General features: G+C 50.4%; 18 protein-coding genes, 1 other RNA gene and 1 other annotated feature (1 of these 20 cut by a window edge). Of the genes, 14 read left to right on the forward strand and 5 right to left on the reverse strand.

Annotated features, from left to right (window positions below; all coding sequences use genetic code 11):
• Positions 1–60 (forward strand) — a binding site (T-box leader) (it extends 175 nt beyond the left edge of the window).
• A gap of 43 nt (positions 61–103) precedes the next feature.
• Together hisS and aspS are read left to right on the forward strand one after the other, a co-directional pair.
• On the forward strand, positions 104–1384 hold the full coding sequence (gene hisS / locus OKS35_RS01400; RefSeq protein WP_251024899.1) for a histidine--tRNA ligase: 1281 nt from the start codon (positions 104–106) through the stop codon (positions 1382–1384).
• A complete protein-coding gene (aspS, locus tag OKS35_RS01405; protein ID WP_074037459.1) occupies positions 1381–3153 on the forward strand; it encodes an aspartate--tRNA ligase in 1773 nt (590 codons plus the stop codon). Before hisS ends, aspS begins: the two co-directional genes overlap by 4 nt.
• Positions 3154–3261: 108 nt before the next feature.
• Here aspS and OKS35_RS01410 read toward each other — a convergent pair whose 3' ends face one another.
• Complete coding sequence (locus OKS35_RS01410) at positions 3262–3483, reverse strand: hypothetical protein (protein WP_143180248.1); 222 nt, start codon at positions 3481–3483, stop codon at positions 3262–3264.
• A complete protein-coding gene (locus tag OKS35_RS01415; RefSeq protein ID WP_264092355.1) occupies positions 3456–3806 on the reverse strand; it encodes an iron-sulfur cluster biosynthesis family protein in 351 nt (116 codons plus the stop codon). Before OKS35_RS01415 ends, OKS35_RS01410 begins: the two co-directional genes overlap by 28 nt.
• 119 nt (positions 3807–3925) lie before the next feature.
• Between OKS35_RS01415 and OKS35_RS01420 the strand changes: the two genes are divergently transcribed.
• A complete protein-coding gene (locus tag OKS35_RS01420) occupies positions 3926–5638 on the forward strand; it encodes an ABC transporter ATP-binding protein (RefSeq protein ID WP_264092356.1) in 1713 nt (570 codons plus the stop codon).
• 101 nt (positions 5639–5739) lie between these two features.
• Positions 5740–6780, forward strand: a complete 1041-nt coding sequence (locus OKS35_RS01425) for an alcohol dehydrogenase family protein (RefSeq protein WP_264092357.1) — start codon at positions 5740–5742, stop codon at positions 6778–6780.
• Positions 6781–6805: 25 nt separating this feature from the next.
• Here OKS35_RS01425 and OKS35_RS01430 read toward each other — a convergent pair whose 3' ends face one another.
• On the reverse strand, positions 6806–7459 hold the full coding sequence (locus OKS35_RS01430) for a YczE/YyaS/YitT family protein (RefSeq protein WP_196430452.1): 654 nt from the start codon (positions 7457–7459) through the stop codon (positions 6806–6808).
• A 336-nt stretch (positions 7460–7795) separates the two neighbouring features.
• On the opposite strand from OKS35_RS01430, the gene OKS35_RS01435 reads away from it, so the two are divergent.
• The 3 genes from OKS35_RS01435 to OKS35_RS01445 all read left to right on the forward strand — a co-directional run bounded on the left by OKS35_RS01435 (position 7796) and on the right by OKS35_RS01445 (position 10134).
• Positions 7796–9010, forward strand: coding sequence for a DASH family cryptochrome (locus OKS35_RS01435; RefSeq protein WP_264092358.1), 1215 nt, complete (start codon positions 7796–7798; stop codon positions 9008–9010).
• Between the two features lie 74 nt (positions 9011–9084).
• Positions 9085–9271, forward strand: a non-coding RNA gene (gene ssrS, locus OKS35_RS01440) — 6S RNA.
• A gap of 95 nt (positions 9272–9366) precedes the next feature.
• On the forward strand, positions 9367–10134 hold the full coding sequence (locus OKS35_RS01445; RefSeq protein ID WP_159562006.1) for a ThiF family adenylyltransferase: 768 nt from the start codon (positions 9367–9369) through the stop codon (positions 10132–10134).
• A gap of 12 nt (positions 10135–10146) precedes the next feature.
• Here the strand turns inward: OKS35_RS01445 and OKS35_RS01450 are convergent, their stop codons facing one another.
• Complete coding sequence (locus OKS35_RS01450; protein WP_264092359.1) at positions 10147–11463, reverse strand: replication-associated recombination protein A; 1317 nt, start codon at positions 11461–11463, stop codon at positions 10147–10149.
• A 60-nt stretch (positions 11464–11523) separates the two neighbouring features.
• Here OKS35_RS01450 and cymR point away from each other — a divergent pair, with 60 nt between their 5' ends.
• Genes cymR through OKS35_RS01470 form a run of 4 tightly spaced genes read left to right on the forward strand, consistent with a single transcriptional unit; the run spans position 11524 to position 14877 of the window.
• Positions 11524–11931, forward strand: a complete 408-nt coding sequence (cymR, locus tag OKS35_RS01455) for a cysteine metabolism transcriptional regulator CymR (RefSeq protein WP_074037447.1) — start codon at positions 11524–11526, stop codon at positions 11929–11931.
• 17 nt (positions 11932–11948) lie between these two features.
• Complete coding sequence (locus OKS35_RS01460) at positions 11949–13085, forward strand: cysteine desulfurase family protein (RefSeq protein ID WP_264092360.1); 1137 nt, start codon at positions 11949–11951, stop codon at positions 13083–13085.
• On the forward strand, positions 13086–14207 hold the full coding sequence (gene mnmA, locus OKS35_RS01465) for a tRNA 2-thiouridine(34) synthase MnmA (protein WP_264092361.1): 1122 nt from the start codon (positions 13086–13088) through the stop codon (positions 14205–14207). It abuts the gene before it with no gap.
• Between the two features lie 10 nt (positions 14208–14217).
• Positions 14218–14877, forward strand: coding sequence for a tetratricopeptide repeat protein (locus OKS35_RS01470; RefSeq protein WP_015881191.1), 660 nt, complete (start codon positions 14218–14220; stop codon positions 14875–14877).
• 59 nt (positions 14878–14936) lie between these two features.
• Here the strand turns inward: OKS35_RS01470 and OKS35_RS01475 are convergent, their stop codons facing one another.
• Entirely contained in the window at positions 14937–15485 is a 549-nt protein-coding gene (locus OKS35_RS01475; protein WP_074037443.1) for a VOC family protein, read from the reverse strand.
• A gap of 115 nt (positions 15486–15600) precedes the next feature.
• Here OKS35_RS01475 and OKS35_RS01480 point away from each other — a divergent pair, with 115 nt between their 5' ends.
• The 3 genes from OKS35_RS01480 (at position 15601) to alaS (ending at position 21517) form a co-directional block, all read left to right on the forward strand.
• Positions 15601–16287: a hypothetical protein gene (locus OKS35_RS01480; protein WP_264092362.1), complete on the forward strand. Its 687-nt coding sequence runs from the start codon at positions 15601–15603 to the stop codon at positions 16285–16287.
• A 70-nt stretch (positions 16288–16357) separates the two neighbouring features.
• The gene (locus tag OKS35_RS01485; protein ID WP_264092363.1) at positions 16358–18565 is read left to right on the forward strand and encodes an ATP-dependent RecD-like DNA helicase; all 2208 of its coding nucleotides are present in this window, start codon (positions 16358–16360) and stop codon (positions 18563–18565) included.
• 309 nt (positions 18566–18874) lie between these two features.
• A complete protein-coding gene (gene alaS, locus OKS35_RS01490; RefSeq protein WP_264092364.1) occupies positions 18875–21517 on the forward strand; it encodes an alanine--tRNA ligase in 2643 nt (880 codons plus the stop codon).
• Positions 21518–21552: the final 35 nt, after the last annotated feature.

Raw genomic sequence — 21552 nt, forward strand, 5'->3', positions numbered from 1 at the left:
GTGATGGCTCTGCAACGAGGGTGGTACCACGGGAAACTGACACAGGCTCTCGTCCCTTTGCGGACGAGGGCCTTTTTGTATTTTTAAGGAGGGAAATGTGATGATGAAAGCACCACGCGGTACACAAGACCTGCTTCCGGGCACGGTCGAGACGTGGCAATATGTCGAAGAAAAGCTTCGCGACATGAGCGCCCGTTATAACTATAAAGAGATTCGCACACCAATCTTTGAAACGACGAACCTGTTCACACGCAGTGTCGGGGAAACGACGGACATCGTCCAAAAAGAGATGTTCACGCTCGTGAAGAAAGGGAAAGACGAGTACACGCTTCGCCCAGAAGGAACGGCATCTGTCGTTCGTGCGTTCGTGACGAACAAACTGTTCGGAAATCCGGACCAGCCGACCAAGCTCTACTACATGGGACCAATGTTCCGCTACGAGCGTCCACAAAAAGGTCGCTTCCGTCAGCTTCACCAATACGGTGTCGAAGCAATCGGTAGTAGTGACCCGGCCGTTGACGCTGAGGTCATCAGCCTCGCCTATTCGATTTACAAGTCATTCGGACTTCAGAAAATCAAAGTCGTCGTCAACTCGCTTGGGGACGCGGAAAGCCGCAACGCCCACCGCGATGCGCTCATCCGTCACTTTGAGCCGGTGGCAGGCGAACTTTGCCAAGACTGTCAGTCACGCCTGTATAAGAATCCGCTTCGCATCTTGGATTGTAAGGTCGACCGCGATCACCCGTCGATGAAGACGGCCCCGTCGATTCTTGAATATTTGAACGAAGAGTCGAAGGCCTATTTCGACCAAGTGCTCGCACAACTCGATGCACTTGGTGTCGCCTATGAAGTCGACCCGACGCTCGTCCGTGGACTCGATTACTACACGCACACTGCGTTTGAAATCATGTCTGAGGCAGAAGGATTCGGAGCCATCACGACGCTTTGTGGCGGCGGACGCTATAACGGTCTCGTACAAGATATCGGCGGACCGGACATGCCGGGAATCGGTTTTGGAATCGGGTTGGAGCGTCTCATCCTCGCATTAGAGAATGAAGGAGTCCTACCTGAACTTGAGACAGGACTTGATGTCTTCATCGTCGCCCAAGGCGGAAAAGAAGTCGAATTGACGGCGACACGCCTCCTACAACTCTTCCGCATGGAAGGGTTCAAAGCAGACCGTGATTACCAAGGACGCAAGTTCAAAGGACAATTCAAACAGGCGGACCGTCTGAAAGCCAAGTTCACAGTCATCTTAGGGGATGACGAAGTCGAACGAGGGTCAGCCGCCTTGAAAGATATGACGACTGGTGAACAAGTCGACGTGCCACTCTCGGCCGTCGCAGACAAAATTCGTGAACTATCGGAAGGAGCAGGACAATGATCGGACGCACACATATGAACGGCCGCGTGACAGAGTCACTCATCGGCCAGGAAGTACAATTAAAAGGATGGGTACAAAAACGTCGTGACCTCGGAGGTCTCATCTTCATCGATCTTCGTGACCGTACAGGGATCGTCCAAGTCGTCGTTCGCCCAGAGAACGAAGCGGTCCACCAACTCGCGGAGACGATTCGTAGTGAGTTCGTCCTCGACGTGAAAGGGACGGTTCTCGAGCGTGAGAACAAGAACCCGAACATGCCGACAGGAAATATCGAAGTCATCGCTTCAGAGATCAACATCTTAAACGCTGCGAAGATGACACCAATCCCAATCGGTGACGAAGCGGAAAACGTTTCAGAAGACCTGCGTCTCAAATACCGTTACCTCGACCTTCGTCGTCCGGCGCTCCAAGAGACGTTCCGTCTCCGCTCGAAAACGTCGAACACGATTCGTAACTTCTTGACGGAGCAAGAGTTCCTTGAAGTCGAAACACCGATTTTGACGAAGTCGACGCCAGAAGGCGCACGTGACTATCTCGTACCGAGCCGTGTCCACGGTGGTGAGTTCTATGCACTTCCACAATCACCACAGCTCTTCAAACAGTTGCTCATGGTCGCAGGATTTGACCGTTACTTCCAAATCGCACGCTGCTTCCGTGACGAGGACCTTCGTGCAGACCGTCAACCTGAATTCACACAAGTCGACATCGAAACGAGCTTCATGGACATCGAAGACTTGATGGCGATGATGGAATCGATGATGGGACAAGTCATGGAATCGACGCTCGGTCGTACGGACACACCAGCGAAGTTCGAGCGGATGACACACGCGGAAGCGATGCGTCGTTTTGGTTCGGATAAGCCGGACACGCGCTTCGGTCTCGAACTCATCGACGTGGCAGACGCTGTGAAAGGTGCTGGCTTTAAAGTGTTCGATGCAGCACTCGAATCAAACGGGCAAGTCAAGGCGATCAACGTCAAAGGTGAGGCGGACAACTTCTCACGTAAAGACATCGACAAGCTTCAAGAGTTCACGGCGGTGTACGGTGCGAAAGGTCTCGCATGGCTCAAAGTGACAGCGGAAGGCTTGAACGGTCCAATCGCGAAGTTCTTTGATGAGACATACGCACAGAAGCTAATTGAAGCCACAGATGCAGAAGCAGGTGACCTTCTTCTCTTCGTCGCATCGAAACCAACTGTCGTTGCAGACAGCCTTGGCGCACTCCGCGTCAAGCTCGGTCACGAACTTGGTCTCATCGACGAATCGAAGTTCAACTTCCTTTGGGTAACGGACTTCCCACTCGTAACGTTTGAAGAAGAAGACGGTCGCTTCTATGCGAACCACCATCCGTTCACGATGCCAAACCGTGAAGACCTCCATCTTCTCGAGACAGATCCGGCAAGTGTACGCGCGGTTGCGTATGACCTCGTCTTGAACGGTTACGAACTCGGTGGCGGTTCACAGCGTATTTATGAGCGTGACATTCAAGAGCGCATGTTCAAATTGCTTGGTTTCACACAAGAAGAAGCGGTTGAACAGTTCGGCTTCTTGCTTGAAGCGTTCGAATACGGTACACCGCCACATGCGGGAATCGCACTCGGTCTCGACCGTCTCGTCATGATTCTTGCAGGTCGTTCGAACCTTCGCGACACAATCGCCTTCCCGAAAACGGCTTCGGCAAGCTGTCTCTTGACGCAAGCACCGAGCCCTGTCGCGGACGCGCAACTCGAAGAGTTATCGATTCGTACGGCAATAAAAGAGAAAAAATAAGCATAAAAAAACGAGGGTTGCCATGGCAATCCTCGTTTTTTGTATGTGTGAAACGGATTTTGGATTCAACACGAGATGGTAGATATTTAATTGGAACACATCCTCTTGTTAACGTTTATCCTCTTCTCGCTGCATATATTTCGCTGTTCGCTGCAACGCGAAACCAAACGCAAACAGCGAGGCGATGACTGCGGACATCGTATAGACCGAATCGATAAACGCCAGATAGATTCCAAGTAGTCCGAGACCGAAACTCACGAAAAAGAGAATGAGGAGTCTCGGATGTTGTTTCAGTGTCTGTTTCATCGGCTCGGAACGTTCAACTGACATCCTGTGCCGTCCGTCACGAGTAGATTCGAATTGAACACTTGGCCGTCACTCTTCAAGACGAGCGTACGACGGTCTTCGAGGAAATCGATTTTCATCTGTTCATCTAAAAACACTTCTGTCCAGTTTTTGATTAAGATTGGTCCGATGTTTGATTCGATTTCAACGTCTTCCGGAGTCGTCTCGGTTACGTATCGAATCTCAAAGATTCCGCTGTTCCCACAACCACAACCTTCTGTCTCGTAAAAGAGGTGCATCTGTCCTTCGCGTTCGCCTTTCAATGACTCGATTCGTTCGAGGGCACGATCTGTAATGTGTACATGCATGTGTATCACTCCTTACTTTTATTATACGCCGTTTGAAAAAAGAATGAAAAAGGGATGCATCCTGTTTTCCACCTTTCGGAAAAAAGCGTACACTAAATGAAGAGAAGGGGGAAGAGAGAATGATTTCACGTTTTTTTAGTTATTATCGACCACATAAAAAGTTATTCCTACTCGATTTTTCATTCGCAATTCTCGTCGGACTGCTTGAACTTGGATTTCCGCTTGCCGTTCAATGGTTCATCGACGACTTGTTGCCGGGTGGGGAATGGAACTGGATTATCATTGTCAGCATCGGCCTGTTGATTCTATACATATTGGCCATGATGATGCAGTACGTCGTCAACTACTGGGGACATAAGCTCGGCATCAACATCGAGACGGACATGCGGGAAGAGTTGTTCACGCATATCCATAAACAGTCGTTCCGCTTCTTTGACAATCATAAGACCGGCCATTTGATGAGCCGGGTCACGAACGACTTGTTCGATATCGGGGAAGTGGCGCACCATGGGCCGGAAGACTTCTTTATCGCCATCATGACGTTACTCGGTGCGTTCGGGATCATGTTCTCGATCGATCCAGAACTCGCACTCGTCACCGTTGTCGCAGTACCGTTCCTCATCATCATGATCACGTATGCGAATAAGAACATGAACAAGGCGTGGCAAAAGATGTACACGAATATCGGGGAAGTGAACGCGCGCGTCGAGGACAGTGTGTCCGGGGCACGCGTCGTCCAATCGTTTACGAACGAGGCGTTCGAAATCGGGCGTTTCCAAAAAGACAACAACTTCTATCGCGGCTCGAAGATTGAAGCGTATCGCGTCATGAGTACGTCACTCGCAGGTATCTATATCACGACGCGTCTTATGACGTTGCTCGTCCTTGTATACGGGGCGTACTTGACGTATGAAGGACAACTATCGTACGGACAACTCGTCGGCTTCATCTTGTACATGAATTTACTCATTAAGCCGATTGAAAAGATCACGGCGCTCCTCGAGATGTATCCGAAAGGGATGGCAGGGTTCAAACGATTCACGCAGTTGCTTGATGAAGAGCCGGACATTGAGAACCGAGCGGATGCGACCGAGGTCGAAACGTTGACAGGCGATATCGTCTTCGATGACGTCTCATTCGGCTATTCAGACTACCGCCAAGTGTTGACAGATATTGACTTGTCGATCGAGGCAGGGACGACTGTTGCCTTAGTCGGGACGAGCGGGGCTGGAAAGACAACCATCTGTTCACTCATTCCGCGTTTTTATGACGTCACAAAGGGTGCCATCTCGATTGACGGCATGGATATCCGGAACATGACGAAAGAGAGTTTACGTCGTCAAATCGGAATTGTGCAACAAGATGTCTTCTTATTTGCGGGTACGCTACGGGAGAACATTGCTTACGGGAAACTGGATGCGACCGATGCAGAGATCATGCATGCGGTGGAAAAAGCACATCTCGGCACGCTCGTCGAAGAGCTCGAGCACGGTCTTGATACACAAATCGGAGAGCGTGGACTAAAACTCTCCGGAGGTCAGAAACAACGCATCGCCATTGCGCGTATATTTTTGAAAAATCCGCCGATTTTAATACTCGATGAGGCGACCTCGGCGCTCGATACGGAGACCGAGGCCATCATTCAGGATTCATTAAATGAACTGGCAGCAAATCGAACGACGCTCATCATCGCGCACCGTTTAGCGACTGTAAGGAATGCCGACCGGATTCTTGTCGTGACGGCAGAAGGAATCGTAGAAGATGGAACGCACGAAGAACTCAGTCAAAAAGGTGGCGTCTTCACGAACCTGTTACAACGTCAACAACTATAAATCGAGGGCTGCCTGATAAAGGGCGGCCCTTTTTTGGCGTGATAACAGCATTTCGTGGGTAAATACTTATGGATGAACGAAAGCGAAGGAGGCAAAATACCATGAAAGCTGTACAAGTCGTAGGATATGGGGACGTTGACCAACTCCAAGTGGTTGATATCCCGAAACCGTCTCCGAAAGCAGGAGAAGTGCTGATCAAGGTACGCGCCTGCGCGATTAACAATACGGAAATATGGATGCGAGAAGGGGCTTATGGAACTGGGGAGAAGTCAGGATGGCGCCCGGAAGGCGTCCAGTTCCCACGCATTCCCGGTTCAGACATCACTGGTGAAGTCGTCGAGCTCGGAGATGGGGTCGACCAAGGGATGATGGGTCGACACGTCGTCTTATTCCCGTTCACCTCGAGCGGACCTGAGCGGAAGGAACACTTGTCGGACGATATGTCCTTTATTGGATCAGAGTATGACGGGGGCTACGCGGAGTATGTATCATGGCCGGCTGACCTTTGTTTTGACATGCCGCTTGATGATTTCGTCGAGAGTGCAGTCTTTTCCGTAAGTGGTCTCACGGCTTGGCATATGAACGAGCAGTTACACATCCGTTCCGGTGAGACGATTGTCGTCACTGGGGCAAGTGGCGGGGTCGGCTCACTCAACATCCAAATTGCGGCGAACGTATTCGGGGCGAATGTGTTCGCTATCGTCGGTGATTTGAAAAACGAGCAAGAGTTAAAAGCGCTTGGGGCGACCGAAGTGTTTTCCTACCGTTCTGAGACGCTCGCCGATGATATCATCGCTGCGAACGGTGGCCCGGTCGACGCGGTCCTCGATGTCGTGGGAGATGCGCTATTTGATGTATCTCTAAACATCTTGAAAAAGGGAGGGAAGTTCTGTATCTCTGGTTCGGCGGGAGGACAGACGACCCATCTCGACTTCCGGAAGCTGTACTTGAAACATATCGCGATGTACGGGTCTGTTCTCGGGACACGATATGAATTCGCGGAGATGTTGCGCTCGATTGCCGAAGGGAAGCTAAAACCGGTCATTGACCGGACGTTCTCGCTTGAAGAGGCACGTGAGGCACAGGCGTATTTTAAACAATCGGGTAAGTTCGGAAAGATTGTGCTCATTCCGAACACATAAAAAGAGAGGAGATCTCCTCTCTTTTTCATGCGAATTTTACTTTGAGACGATCGACATAGGCGATGAACAGGCGGAACCGTTCTAGCCAAAACTGGAAGAACGGACCGATGAGGAAAATCGATAAGACGGTCCCGAAGAAAAGTGGCCCGCCGAGTGCCCAACCGATGAGACAAGCGGTCAGTTCCATCCAAGTCCTCATGGCACGGACGGACGTTTGGAAACGGTCTGCTAAGGCAAGTGTCAATCCATCGCGTGGACCTGCACCGTACCCGACGGCGACATAGAGACCAGCTCCCATGCCCATCACAAATATGCCGAATGTGAGCCAAACAATATTCACAATCATCCCTTCGAAAACAGGGAGCCATTGCTCATTTAATATCACGTTCATGAACACCCCGACGAACACCGCGTTAACTAGAGTTCCGAACTGAGGACGGATGCGGTCGAGTATGTATTTAAATAGAACGAGTAAAAGACCGACGCATAAAATCACCGTCCCGATTGAAATCGGAAGATGGTGAGCGATACCGATATGAAGGACGTCCCACGTGGAAACCCCGAGATTTGCCGTGATCATGATAGATGAACCGAGCGCGAGTAAGAACAACCCGGTCATGAAGAGACCCCATTTGAAGAGAATGCGTAAAAGGTGGATAGATCGGACGTGCACGAACATCGCCTCGTTTCAATAGAATGATTGATTTATCTTAGCACAGGCGATTGAAAAACATAAAAAAAACGTCTCAGCTTATTGGCTGAGACGTGAGTGTTATTTCTTCGGTGATTTCTTTGCTTTGTTCTTTTTATAGTAATCGTAGACGAACGGTGCGACCGCCGTCGCGATTTTAATCAATGTTCCCATTTTGCCTTTCTTAGCCATTATGTTGCACCCCTTTCTCTTCTAGAAGAATATATTCCACACAATTTGATTTTGAAAACATATCTCGAGCACATTCCATCTTCATGACAAAGATTATAACCCATCATACTATAGGGTGGAGGAGGTCTAATGATGAAAACAATCATATGGTACCAAAATGATTTACGTATTGATGATCATTTACCGCTTGAAGAGGCACTTCGCCATGACGATCCGATCGAAGGTCATTTTTTTATCAGTCCGAATCAGTTCGTTGAAAATCGTTATGGCGTCATTCCACTTGGGAAGGAGCGACTTCATTTCTTGAAGGAGTCATTAGAGGATGTGGCCGGTTCACTCGACGCACTTGGTATCTCATTTCACGTGCACGTCGGTCATCCGCTCGAAACGCTCAACCCGTCCGACCGTCTCTTGTTTCAGCGGGCAGTCGGATACAATGAGCGCCGACGTGAAAATGAAGTGATCAAAAAATGGAAAGGGGAGTACGAGACGTTCGGTGGATTCACGTTATTTGAAGAGGGCGATATCCCGTTCGAGAAAATGCCGTTTCTCTTCACGGAGTTTCGAAAAGCGGTCGAATATGATGTACGTCCCCGAGAACTGATTTCCCGTAAGGCGACGGCTGCCACACGCGAGGTGACGTTCCCATTTTTGTTTCAAGAAGTAAAGCAAGACTCAAGGACGGCGTTTCCGTTCAAAAGTGGCGAATTGGCAGCGAAGCGTCGATTGAATGACTATTTGTCCGTGCCGATTCGAACGTACAAAGAAACGAGAAATGGTTTTGGTGTCGATGACTCGACGAAGCTATCTTCTTATTTAGCGAACGGCTCGTTATCACCTCGACGGGTATTCTTTGAACTCGAGGCACATGAACGAACGCATGGGGTAAATGAATCAACGTACTGGCTGTACTTTGAACTATTATGGCGTGAGTTCTTTCAATGGGTCGCACTCGAGCAAGGGAAAAAATTATTTCGATCACAAGGCATCCGGTCGAAACGGAAAGACTGGCGAGTCGAGGCGGATGTCATTGAAAAATGGCGAAAGGGAGAGACGGGTGTTGATTTCGTAGATGCGTTTATGCGCGAACTGAATGCGACGGGATGGATGTCCAATCGGGGGCGACAAATCGTGGCGAATTATTTTTCAAAAGAGTTAAAACAAGATTGGCGTTACGGGGCTTCCTACTTTGAATCGAAACTAATCGATTACGACGTGGCGAGCAATTGGGGGAATTGGGCGTACCAGGCGGGTGTCGGGAACGACTCGCGCGACCGCCGTTTCAACATCGAGCGTCAACAGTTCACGTATGACCCGGACCGTGCGTTTCGTAACAAATGGTTGTGACCAAACTGTCACGTGAAGTCGGCGTTTCTCATTGACTTCTTTTTACAGAAGCGCTATAGTTAAATCAACAGATGGGATACCTGAGGTGTACGAGAGCCGCCTTCGTTATTTTGAGCCAACACTTTGAATACGGGAGACCGAACTGCTAACCAGATCAACTGCCTCATCACGTGCAGGAGGACTTGTGAAGGAAACGCTAGGTCACCCACCTGCATACGCAGGTTCAAAAGCAAGGCATCGTCACGGCACTCCGGGCCCCATCGATTTTTTTGTAAATACGTCGCGAGACGTCTTTTTTTTGAATATAATTCCGAGTAAAATAGTATGAGAAAATAGGATTAGTTGGAGGAAGAAATATGTTACACCAGTTTTCACGTAATGAATTGGCCATCGGCTCTGAAGGCCTTGATGCTTTAAAGAATAAAACGGTCGCGATTTTAGGCGTCGGCGGTGTCGGCTCATTTGCGGCAGAGGCACTTGCGCGCAGTGGCGTCGGACGCATCGTCCTCGTCGATAAAGATGATATCGACATCACGAACGTCAACCGACAAATCCACGCACTATTGTCGACGGTCGGTCAACCGAAAGTCGAAGCGATGGGGAAACGTCTCCTTGACATCAACCCGGACTTAGACCTCGTCCAATTGAAGATGTTCTATACAGAAGAGACATATGAAGAGTTCTTCGCTCAAAACATCGACTACGTCATCGATGCGTCAGACACGATCATCTATAAGATTCATTTAATCGTAGAATGTAAGCGTCGCGGCATCCCGGTCATCTCAAGCATGGGGATGGCGAATAAGATGGATCCGACACGCATCAAGGTCGTCGACATTAAAGATACGTCATATGACCCGATTGCGAAGATGGTCCGTACTCGTCTACGTAAAGAGAAAATCTACAAAGGCGTCCCGGTCGTCTTCTCGGACGAATCTCCAATCGTGACACGCGAAGACGTGAACGAGGTCGTCGGGAAGAAAGATGCCCCGATCCGTAAAGCGAAGATGCCACCGAGCTCGAACGCGTTCGTCCCATCGGTTGCAGGACTTGTCGCTGCAGGATACGTCATCAATGACTTGCTCGAACAAGCGGGCGTCGAAATCAACCGCATCCAAAAATAAAACGACGCTGGCTCATTTCGAGTCGCGTCGTTTTTCCCAATAATCGAGCCGTTTTTGGATTTGTTGCTCGAATCCACGTGGCGTCGGTTTATAGTAATTTGGTCGTTTTCTAGCCAAGTTTTCTGGCCAATAGTTTTGAGGGACGAACCCGTCTTTTTCGTCATGTGGATACTTGTATCCGACCCCGTTCCCGAGTTCACGTGCTCCTGGACTATGGGCATCCCGGAGATGTACGGGCACAGGGCCTCCCTCGACTGTGCGGACGTGGTGAAGCGCCTTGTCGATGGCGGTGATGACCGCATTTGATTTTGGAGCGGTTGCCAAATAGAGAACGGCTTCTGCGATTGGGATGCGAGCTTCTGGAAAACCGATGTACTCGCTCGCTCGTGCTGCTGCATCGACGATGAGAAGTGCGTTCGGGTCGCTCATTCCGATATCTTCGGCGGCATGGACGTATAAACGACGCATGATGAATCGCGGAGATTCGCCAGCCTCAATCATGACGGCTAGCCAGTATAGCGCGGCATCCGGGTCAGACCCCCGAATCGATTTGATGAACGCCGAAATGACATCGTAATGTCGGTCGCCCGTCTTATCGTATTTGATTGACTTCTGTTGAATCGACTCTTCCGCGACCTCTAGCGTGATATGAATCTCTCCGTCCACCTCAGGCGTTGTCAAGACGGCGAGTTCGAGTGCGTTCAACAGGACACGGTAGTCACCACCCGCCATTTTGATATAATGGTCTGCAGCAGCTTCATCCATTTTGACCGGATAATTTCCGAGACCACGTGAGTCGTGTAGCGCCCGCTCAAGGACGGCACGTAACTCTTCAGCACCAGGTGGCTCGAGTCGAAACACGGTCGCGCGTGACAGGAGTGCGGCGTTTACTTCAAAACTCGGGTTTTCTGTCGTCGCTCCGATGAGGACGAGCTTTCCAGACTCAAGGGCAGGAAGGAGTGCGTCTTGTTGGAGCTTATTGAACCGGTGGATCTCATCTAAAAAGAGAATCGTCCGTTCGTCTTCATAGTCGAAGCGGGACTCCGCTTCACGAATGACGTTCCGCAATTCATCGAGTTTTGCTGTGACGGCGTTCAATTGGACGAATGTCGCTTTCGTGTAATTCGAAATAACACGGGCAAGTGTCGTCTTACCGGTGCCAGGTGGACCATATAGGATAATCGTACCGAGTCGATCGGCTTCGATGGCACGACGAAGTAGCTTGCCCTCGCCGATGATATGGCGCTGTCCGATAACGTCATCTAATGTTTCGGGGCGCATCCGATTGGCGAGCGGTCCGCCATTCGATTGATGAAATAAATCAGGCATACGTAACCATTCCTTTCGACAAACGTTTGTTCGATTAGTATAACAGAAGGAGACTTGAAGATGAAAATATCTACTAAAGGCCGTTATGGCTTGACGATTATGATTGCGTTGGCACGCGAGACTGATAACAAACCGCTCAGTTTAAAAAAGATTGCGGCACGACATGAATTGCCAGAGCATTACTTAGAGCAATTAATCGGCCCACTCCGTAACGGTGGACTCGTCAAGAGCGTGCGTGGTGCGTATGGCGGCTATCAGCTCGTCAAACCGCCAGAAGAAGTGACAGCGGGTGAAATCATTCGCTTGCTCGAAGGACCGCTGGCCATCGTCGAAGAATCTGAAGCAGATGATGCGGTGAAACGGAAGCTTTGGGATAAAATCAAAGAAGCAATTGATACCGTCCTTGATGAAACGACACTCGCTGACCTCGCTGAGGAAGAGTCAGACGGCTACATGTTTTATATTTAATAATGAGGTGACTTTAGATGAACTATTTTGATCACGCTGCGACGACACCGATGCGACCAGAAGTCCTCGAAGCGATGACACCCTACTTTTTAGAGACGTACGGGAACGCGTCGAGCATCCACGGAATTGGACGTAACGCCCGGGCGGCGCTCGATTCGTCACGTCGCGTCCTCGCAAAGTGGATTGGTGCTTCACCGAACGAGATCGTCTTTACGTCAGGTGGGACGGAGTCAGATAATTATGCTTTGTTCGGTGCGGCGTATGCCCATCAAGAAAAAGGCAAACATATCATCACGACAAAAGTCGAACATCACGCCGTTCTTCACGCGATGGAGCAACTTGAGCGCGAGGGCTTCGACGTCACGTATCTCGATGTTGATGAGTCGGGAGCTGTAGATATAGAAACGTTCCGATCAGCGTTACGTGAGGATACGATTCTCGTATCGGTTATGTACGGCAACAACGAGGTCGGAACGTGCCAACCGATTCAAGAAATCGGGGAGTTGTTACAAGACCATCAGGCTCTCTTCCATACGGATGCGGTACAAGCGCTCGGTACAGAAGAAATTGATGTGAAACGTATTCATGTCGATTTATTGTCGGCGTCCGCACATAAAGTGAATGGGCCAAAAGGTATCGGTTTTCTTTTCATGAAAACAGGTGTAAAATTAGCGTCACGTTCTTTTGGTGGACAACAAGAACGTAAACGTCGAGCCGGCACGGAAAATGTTCCGGGTGCCGTCGGATTCCAAAAAGCAGCTGAACTCGTCATGGCAGAGCGTGAGGACCGAGTGACTCTCTATGCTTCGCTCGATTTGGCACTGCGTCAACGTCTTGACGAACTAGGCGTAACTTATGAGGTGAACGGGTCGAATCGTTTACCTCACATCGTGAACCTATACCTCCCTGGAATTGACCTTGAACCTTTCCTCATCATGATGGATATGCGGGGCATGGCGATTTCGAGCGGGAGCGCCTGCACGGCGGGGTCGGTCGAACCGTCCCATGTATTGTCGGCGATGTACGGGGATTCAGAGCGGACGCGTCAGTCTGTTCGAATCAGTTTTGGCCACGGTAACTCGGTCGAGGACGCGAAACGGCTCGCGGAGCGACTAGAAGAAGTCGTCTCGACATTTATGAACGGAGTGAGATAGATGAATTTACGCACGAAAGCCCCTGAAGAGACGACGGTCGTCGTCGGGATGTCAGGTGGCGTCGATTCATCGGTGACGGCCCATGTGTTAAAAGAACAAGGGTATAACGTCATCGGAATTTTTATGAAAAACTGGGATGACACGGACGAGAACGGTGTGTGTACGGCGACAGAGGACTATGAAGATGTCATCGCCGTGGCGAACCAAATCGGGATTCCTTACTATGCGGTCAACTTTGAAAAAGAATATTGGGACCGCGTCTTTGAATATTTCTTAGCGGAATATCGTCTCGGTCGGACGCCGAACCCGGACGTCATGTGTAACAAAGAAATCAAATTCAAAGCATTCCTCGACCATGCGCTTCGACTCGGTGCCGATTTTGTAGCGACCGGACACTATGCGCAAGTGAAATATGTTGATGGTGAGCATCGTTTGTTACGAGGAAAAGACGATAACAAAGACCAAACGTATTTCTTGAACCAATTGTCACAAGACCAGCTCGCGCGGACGATGTTCCCGATTGGTCATATGGACAAGAAAGATGTACGTGCGATTGCCGAAGAGGCAGGACTCGCGACGGCGAAGAAGAAAGATTCGACGGGAATCTGCTTTATCGGTGAACGGAACTTTAAAGAATTCTTGTCGGAATACCTTCCATCACAGCCTGGTGAAATGCGGACGCTCGATGGCGTCGTCAAAGGACGTCACGACGGGTTGATGTATTATACACTCGGACAACGTCACGGTCTCGGAATCGGTGGCGACGGTGATCCTTGGTTCGTCGTCGGGAAAGATGTCGAGAACAACGTCTTGTTCGTCGGACAAGGATTCCATCACGACGCGCTCTATTCAGATGCGCTGCTTGCTTCGAAACTGTCATGGACGGGAGCCGCTCTTACAGGAGAGTTCCGGGCGACGGCGAAGTTCCGTTATCGCCAACAAGATGTCCCGGTCACGATCGCTCCACTCGAAAATGGCGAGGTCCTCGTCAAGTTTGACGAGCCACAACGTGCCATCACGCCAGGACAAGCGGTCGTTTTCTATGACGGCGATGTCTGTCTCGGTGGGGCAACGATTGACGAAGCGTACCGAAACGGAAAACGACTCGACTATATCGGATGAGGTGATTGATATGAACGCAAACGAACAAGGCATCCAAGCGATGCAGCAAGGTGAATTCGAACAGGCAGCCAAACATTTCAACGAGGCGATTGAAGCGAACCCGACGGACCCGACTGGTTTCGTCAACATGGGGACGTTGCTTCAGGCGATCAACGATTACGATCGTGCCGTCATCTTCTATGACAAAGCGATTGAACTCGATGGATCGTTCGGTGCCGCGCACTATGCGAAAGGTGCCCTTGCCTATGAACTTGAGCAATTGGAGTCAGCGGAGGCGTCGCTTCGCCAAGCGCTCCTTTCGGGGATGGACGATGCCGATCTTCACTTCATGCTCGGGTTGACGTATAAGGCGATGGGTGATTTCGTTCGAGCGATGCCACGCTTGCGTGAAGCGAAAAAACAATCGCCAGAAGACGTGGAGATCACGTTCCAATACGGACTTGCACTCGCACAGAGTGAACAGCTCGAAGAGGCGGTCGTTGCGCTAGAAGAGACGCTCGATCTCGATGCGAGCCATACGGATGCCCGTTACAACTTGGCAATCGCATATGCGTTCTTGGGTGACCAGGAACGAACGTACGCTGAGCTTCAACGCGTCTTGGAGATGCAACCGGATCATGAACTTGCGCGTGACGCCGTCGCGAAGATGGATGCACTGCTTGGAAACTGATTTCTTGAATAGGAAAGTGCCATCGCTCCATTGCGATGGCACTTTTTTTGTTGACGCGATTAGAGTTGTTTCGTTGTGATTTTGACGGGTTCTCCGGCAAACTCGCCGTACGCCTCGTCCATATTTTTCGTATACAGTTCGATGATGTTATGGCTCGGGTCTTTGAAGTACGCAGAGCGTTCTTTCCCATTTTTCGTCTCATCCTCGTCCCACATCCGAAGTTTAACAGGGACATCGGTCTCATCTAAGATTTCGAGTGCCTGTTCAAACGACTCCATCGGAACGAAGAACGCACAGTGGACGTGGACGCCACCTTCATCATAGAGCGTGTCCCATTCCGTCACGTCTTGTTTCCGGTTCGCATCCTCTTCATCCGTAAAGTCGCGTTTCAACCAAAGACCTAACCGTGTGTTCCCGCCGATATAGAGCCATGTTGCCCACGGTTCGTTCGCTTGTTCTTGTGATTCACTCGGTTCGGCATCGTCTCCGACCCATTGTTCGACGACAGGAAGCCCTAATTTTTCATGCCAAAAGGCTACGGCTTCGTTCATGTCTGTCACTTCTAACACGAGTTCACATAATCCGCTGACTGGAATTCGTTTGCCCATAGATGATTCCTCCTTCAATGTGTCATTCGAACAGTTCCCCGTTTCTTTAAATCAAAAACGCGACTAGCTGTGTTGAAGTGGGGGAATGACAACCTATAGAAGGAGGTCGAGTGGCTTGCGAAAATTTAGCATGGTCAGCGTCATTTTGTTTTTTATTGTCGAGTACGTCTGGTTGAATCAATTATTTGAATCGGTAAATGAACGATTAGCAGACGGGAAATGGACGAATACGATCTTATATCAAGTGGTCGTTGAACCACGTGGACTCTTAACGTTAATCCTTCTTTTATTCGTAGCGCTCCTTCTCGTTGGATGGGCTGTTCACTATGTATACAGTGAGCAAAAGTCTTGGCAACATACATCTGAACATGTCGGTATTGGTTGGGTCGTTCCATTGATTTTGGCAGTACTCGGATTCCTCATTCCGAACGTATATGTCCAAGTCGGGATGTTACTCCTTCAAGTAACGTTCATTCCGCTCATCCCGTTCATCCATCAGACCGTTCCATTCTGGAAAGTCGTGACGAACTGGTTGATTCAGTTGGCGGTCATCGGACTCGTCCTGTTCGGGGCGAGGGGGATGCTTCAGGACTCGATCCGCATCGAGAAGACCGAGCTCTTCACAAAACTCGAGGCATATCAGGCGTCTGGTGACTTGGATAGGATCCAGCGTTTAATTGAAGAGGTGGACCTGGATCAGGTTGAGCGCATTTTGGATCGGGTCGATATCGAACAGTTGATACGTATTTTGGAGGTCGTCAATCTCGACCGAATCGAGCAAATCTTAAACCTGTTCAATTAGGGCATTTGTTCAATCGATTCATCTCGGGCTATAATGGATGATGGAAAAATAGCTGGAGGTGTCGGATATGATGGCAGCACCTTATGAGTTGACTGGAAAAGTCATTCGAGTCCTGTTTCAATCAGAAGAAGAGGCGCATACGATTGCGCTCGTACGTATTAAAGAAAAGAATTTTGAGACGGATGAGACCGAGATGGTCATCGCTGGCGTCGGAGTCGGCATCGAAAAAGGCGAGACGTATAAGGCGCACGGTCGTCTCGTTGACCATCCTCGATTTGGGAAACAGATGAAAGCGGATTGGATTCGTCGTGTCGTCCCGATGACGAAACGTGCAGCCGTCCGCTTTTTGACGAACGGGTCTTTTCCCGGAATCGGTCAAAAGACGGCGCAAAAGATTGCGGATTCTCTTGGAGACGATTGTATCGATCAAATCGTCAAACATCCGAGTATCCTGTCTGAGGTAGACGGATTGAAAGAAAAGCAGGCGCGTGTGATCACCGAACGCCTGAATGTCTTATATGGGGTCGATCAGTTGCTTTTGTTTCTCGCTCCATTCGATGTGACACCACGTCTCGCCTCGAAAATTCATAAAGAGTATGAAGGACGGGCGATGGAGACGATTGAGAAGAATCCGTATGCGCTCATGTACGACGTACAGGGAATTGGATTCAAGACGGCGGATGCCATCGCGGCACATTTTGGGATTCAAGGCATTCATCCTGAACGCATCGCGGCAGCCGTGCTGTACGTATTAGAACTCGAGCAAGGGAACGGTCATCTCTTCGTGACGGCGGAACAACTCGAAGCCGAGATGCCTCGAATCATCGGGGCTGATCCGGGTGACGCGCTCGTCACGGCGCTCGAATCGCTCGCTAAAGAAGAACGGGTCGTCATCGAGGATGGGGTCGTCTATCATCCCCGTGTCTTCCGTGCCGAACGGAAGGCGGCAGAAGAGTTGGCCCGAATCATGGCGACATCGACGACAGAGGACGTGGACATGACGACCATCTTTGACGCGGTCGGACGTGTCGAGGAAATGTTCTCGATTGAATATGCCACTCAACAGCGAGAAGCCATCGAACTCGCTCTCAAGTCACCGCTCATGGTTCTCACAGGTGGTCCAGGTACCGGGAAGACGACGGTCGTCCGAGGGATCATTCATGCACTCAGCGACGTCTTCGATTGGAAGTTAGATCCCGTTCCGAACCAACCGTTCCCGTTCGTCTTGGCCGCACCGACGGGTCGAGCGGCGAAACGCCTAAGCGAGTCGACAGGGCTACCGGCCTCGACGATTCATCGGCTGTTAAAGTTCGACGGTAGTTCGTTCCAAGTCGATGAGACGAATCCGCTTGTCGGGAAAGTGCTCATCGTCGATGAGGCGTCGATGATTGACATCTTTTTGTTCCGAAGCTTGCTAAAGGCGGTACCGAACGGCATGAAAATCTTGTTCGTTGGAGACCGCGATCAGCTCCCGTCTGTCGGACCGGGGCAAGTACTTGCCGATTTGATGGCGACAGAAGGGATTCCGGTCGTCCGCCTCGACGTCGTCCATCGTCAAGCGTCGGAGTCAAGTATCCTCCGTCTCGCCCATTCGTTGAATGCGAAGAAAATGCCAGACGATTTGTTGGCGTCACTGCCAGACCGGCGTTTCTATACGGCGAACCAAGAGACGGCGCTTCAAGCGATTTGTCAGATGGCAGGAGCGGCTCTCCGAAAAGGATATTCACCGTTTGATATTCAAGTGCTCGCACCGACATATCGGGGTGTCTGTGGAATTGATGGGCTGAATGAAGCACTTCAGAACGTATTCAATCCAAAATCGAGTGCCCGTGAAGTGAAACATGGGACGCGCATTTACCGCAATGGCGATAAAGTGCTACAACTCGTCAACAACGCCGAGGAAAACGTCTATAACGGGGACATCGGAGAAATCACGAACATCTTCTATGCGAAGGAAAACGTCGATAAGGTCGACAAAATTTATATTCGATTCGATCAGACAGAAGTCGAGTACAACCGTAGTGAATGGGACCAGTTCACCCACGCCTACGCCATCACGATCCATAAGTCACAAGGGTCCGAGTTCCCGATCGTGCTCATGCCAGTCTTCTTCAACGGGGGATTCCGGTCGTCACGTAACTTGATTTATACAGCCGTGACCCGGGCGAAGAAGAGCTTACTCTTGTTCGGTGATGTGCGTGCGCTTGAGGCGGCGACGCGAGAAGAGGAACCAGTGCGACGGACAAAATTGGTCGAACGCTTAGGCGGGAAGTCTTGACGTCTTTCCGAACGCGTGTGATAATGACGAATAGACAACTGAAACGATACAGACGATGAAGGAAATGAGTACGTCGTCACCACCTCTACAGAGACATCTTCCTAGGCTGCGAGAAGATGGGGGTCGGCCGACCGAAGCTATTCTGGAGTCCCCACTCAACCTGGGCGCCTCATCCACGTTAACGGATGTTCGAGGCACGGTATATACCGTGCGAACGAGGGTGGTACCACGAAGCGATGCTTTCGTCCCTTTCCACAGGGGCAGGCATCGCTTTTTTTCGTTTCGTTCAGAAATAAGGAGGAATTGTTCATGAAACCGCTCAAATCATTGACTGGCGCACAGATTCGCCAAATGTACTTAGATTTCTTCAAATCAAAAGGGCACAGCGTGGAGCCGAGTGCTTCACTTGTACCGGTTGAAGATCCGACTTTGTTGTGGATCAACTCAGGTGTTGCGACATTGAAGAAATACTTTGATGGACGTGTGATTCCATCGAACCCACGTATCGTCAACGCTCAAAAATCGATTCGTACGAACGATATCGAGAACGTCGGGAAGACAGCGCGTCACCATACGTTCTTCGAGATGCTCGGAAATTTCTCAGTCGGTGAATACTTCCGTGAAGAAGCGATCACATGGGGTTGGGAACTGTTGACGAGCGACGAATGGTACGGACTCGACCCGGACCGTCTCTCCGTCACGATTCACCCGGACGATGAAGAATCAAAACAAATTTGGTTGAACCTCGGCATGCCAGCTGACCGCATCATCCCGCTAGAAGATAACTTCTGGGAAATCGGTGAAGGTCCATCTGGTCCGAACACGGAAATCTTCTTTGACCGTGGTCCAGCATTCGGGGACGACCCGACAGACCCTGAACTTTATCCGGGTGGGGAGAACGAGCGTTACCTTGAAATCTGGAACATCGTGTTCAGCCAATATAACCATGACGGACACGGAAACTATACAGAGCTTCCGCGCAAAAACATTGATACAGGGATGGGACTCGAGCGGATGGCGAGCGTCCTTCAAGACGTACCGACAAACTTCGATACCGACCTCTTCATGCCGATCATTCGTGAAACTGAAAAAATCAGTGGCGACGTATACCGTCAAGACAGTAGCAAAGACGTTGCGTTCAAAGTCATCGCGGACCATATTCGTACAGTATCGTTCGCAATCGGTGACGGGGCACTTCCATCGAACGAAGGACGTGGCTATGTCCTCCGTCGTCTTCTCCGCCGTGCTGTACGTTATGCGAAGATGCTAGGAATCGAGCGTCCGTTCATGTATGAGCTCGTCGATGTCGTCGGAGACATCATGGTCGACTTCTACCCGCAAGTGAACGAGAAGAAAGACTTCATCAAGAAAGTCATCAAGAACGAGGAAGAGCGTTTCCACGAAACGTTGAATGACGGTCTCGCGATTTTGAACGAAGTCGCAAAAGCACAAAAAGCAGCTGGGTCAAACATCATCAGCGGTCAAGACGCATTCCGTCTTTATGACACGTACGGCTTCCCGCTCGAATTGACAATCGAATATGCAGAAGACCATCAGATGACGGTCGACGAGGACGGCTTCAAAGAAGCGATGAATGAACAACGTGAACGTGCACGTCAAGCGCGTGCTGACGTGGAATCGATGCAGATTCAGTCGGGTGTGCTTGCAGACATCACGATGCCGTCGACATTCCTCGGATACAACAACCTTGAGACGAACGCAAAAATCATCAGCTTGATTCACAACGGCGAACTCGCTGACGTCGTCGCTGCAGGGGAAGAGGCACAAGTCATCCTCGATCAGACACCATTTTACGCTGAGAGTGGCGGTCAAATCGGTGATAAAGGACAAATCGTCGGAGAAGACTTCCTTCTTCGCGTGAAAGATGTGTCGAAAGCGCCAAACGGACAGAACTTGCATACAGTCACGGTCGAGTCAGGTGTGGCGAAAGCGGAAGTAGCCGTCACAGCCACTGTCGACCAGGCATCGCGTCAAGCCATCGTCAAAAACCATACGGCGACGCACCTTTTGCATCGTGCACTCAAAGATACGCTCGGGGAGCACGTCAACCAGGCGGGTTCACTCGTGACACCAGATCGTCTCCGTTTTGACTTCTCACACTTCGGTCAAGTGACACCTGAAGAGCTTCAATCGATTGAGCGTCAAGTGAACGAGAAAATTTGGGCATCAATCGGTGTCGACATCGAAGAAATGAACATTGCGGATGCGAAAGCAAAAGGTGCGATGGCACTCTTCGGCGAGAAATATGGTGATGTCGTTCGGGTCGTATCAGCAGGTGATTACTCGGTTGAGCTTTGTGGTGGGATTCACGTCTCCAACACGGCTGAAATCGGACTCTTTAAAATCTTGTCTGAATCAGGGATTGGCGCCGGGACACGTCGCATCGAAGCGGTCACAGGAGCTGGCGCATACGAAGTGATGAACCAGCAAATCGAGACGCTTGAAGCAGCAGCGAAACTGTTGAAGACGAAACCACTTGAAGTTCCTGCACGCGTTCAAGCACTTCAAGCTGAAATCAAAGAAGTCGAGCGTGCTTCAGAATCGCTTAAAGCGAAGCTTGCCAACATCGAGGCATCTTCATTAACGGATGCAATCGAAACGATTGGTGGCGTTCAATTGATTGCGAAACGCGTCGATGGACAAGATATGGATGCCCTTCGCAGTATGGTCGACGACTTGAAAGGGAAACTCGGTTCTGCCGTGATTATCCTTGGTTCGGCGAACGGTGAGAAGGTCAACCTCGTCGCAGGTGTGACGAAAGACTTGAACGATCGTGGCTTCCATGCCGGAAAACTGATTAAAGAAGTCGCGACACGCTGCGGTGGTGGTGGTGGCGGTCGTCCAGACATGGCACAAGCAGGTGGCCGTGATGCAACAAAACTGGACGAAGCATTGAAGTTTGCTTCACATTACGTCGAATCACTGGCATAATAGAGTGTGAAGTGCAAACGGAAAGAGGTGGATTC

It is taken from the genome of Exiguobacterium sp. N5 (genome assembly GCF_025842465.1).
Taxonomy (GTDB): Bacteria; Bacillota; Bacilli; order Exiguobacteriales; family Exiguobacteriaceae; genus Exiguobacterium; species Exiguobacterium profundum.